This window comes from Actinomadura darangshiensis (assembly GCF_004349235.1).
In the GTDB taxonomy this organism is placed as follows: domain Bacteria; phylum Actinomycetota; class Actinomycetes; order Streptosporangiales; family Streptosporangiaceae; genus Spirillospora; species Spirillospora darangshiensis.
Map to the genome: position 1 here is coordinate 1 of NZ_SMKY01000628.1, position 1270 is coordinate 1270.

The window sequence follows — 1270 nt, forward strand, 5'->3', positions numbered from 1 at the left end:
TGAGCTTCCCCCCGTAGCACGGACACCCGATCTGAGTTGACCTTGATCAACTTGGGAAGGAAGTGTCTCGTGCCACCACCTCACCCGCCGGAGTTCCGGCGTCGCGCCGTCGAGCTGGCCCGTACCGGAGACAAGTCGGTCTCCGCGCTGGCCAAGAGTCTGGGCATCAGTCAGTCGTGCCTGAGCAACTGGATCCGCCAGGCAGCCATCGAAGAGGGTGATCTCGACGGCCTGAGCGCCGGCGAGAAAAAGGAGCTGGTCGGGCTGCGTCGAAAGGCCCGGCAACTGGAACTGGAGAATGAGATCCTCAAGCGGGCGGCGGCGTACTTCGCTCGCGAGAACGTGCTCCCAAAATAAGGTACTCGCTGGTCCGTGAGCTTGCCGATAACGATATTCCTGTTGCGGTGGCCTGCCGAGTGCTGGGAGTCTCCCGGTCCGGTTACACCGACTGGCTCGGCAGGCCCGCCTCGATCCGGGAGCACCGCAATACCGAGCTGGTGAAAATCATCAAAGAGGTCCACGAAGAGTCACGCCGCAGCTACGGATCACCGCGGGTACACGCCGAGTTGACGCTCGGACGGGGCGAACGGGTGAACCGCAAACGGGTCGAACGCCTCATGCGGGAAGCCGGTATCCAGGGGATCTACCGGCGTAAGGGACGCCGGAACCTGGTCAACGAGGCGACCGAGGAGGACCTGGTCAAGCGTGCCTTCGACGTCCAAGGACCCGATCTGCTGTGGGTCACCGACATCACCGAACATCCGACCGAAGATGGGAAGTTGTACTGCGCGGCCGTGCTGGACTGCTTCTCCCGTCGCATCATTGGCCATTCCATCGACATCCGCCAGACCACCAAACTCGTGGTCGATGCGATGGCCGCCGCTGTAGCCCGCCGCAAGCCCGCAAAAGACGCCACAATCCTGCACTCAGACCACGGAACGCAGTTCACGTCCTGGACGTTCGGTAAGCGACTCCGGGACGCGGGGCTGCTCGGCTCAATGGGCACGATCGGCGATTGCTACGACAATGCCATGATCGAGTCGTTCTGGGGCTCGATGCAACTCGAACTCCTCGACGCCAGGAAATGGCAAACAAGAGCCGAGCTTGCAGCCGCGGTGTTTGAATGGATCGAGTGCTGGTATAACCCATTCAGAAGACATTCCAGCCTTGAAATGCTGAGCCCGGTGGACTACGAGGAACGACACCGAACCTCGAGCATCACCACCTGACCCATCTCACCCGAGCTGTCCGTGCTACGGGGGGAACCTCA

At 61.7% G+C, this 1270-nt stretch carries 2 protein-coding genes; both read left to right on the forward strand.

Annotated features, from left to right (window positions below):
• The first annotated feature begins 69 nt into the window (after window positions 1-69).
• The gene (locus tag E1293_RS47020) at window positions 70-357 is read left to right on the forward strand and encodes a transposase (RefSeq protein WP_165978735.1); all 288 of its coding nucleotides are present in this window, start codon (window positions 70-72) and stop codon (window positions 355-357) included.
• Window positions 358-365: 8 nt separating this feature from the next.
• On the forward strand, window positions 366-1229 hold the full coding sequence (locus tag E1293_RS47025) for an IS3 family transposase (protein ID WP_243717597.1): 864 nt from the start codon (window positions 366-368) through the stop codon (window positions 1227-1229).
• The last annotated feature ends 41 nt before the right edge of the window (window positions 1230-1270 follow it).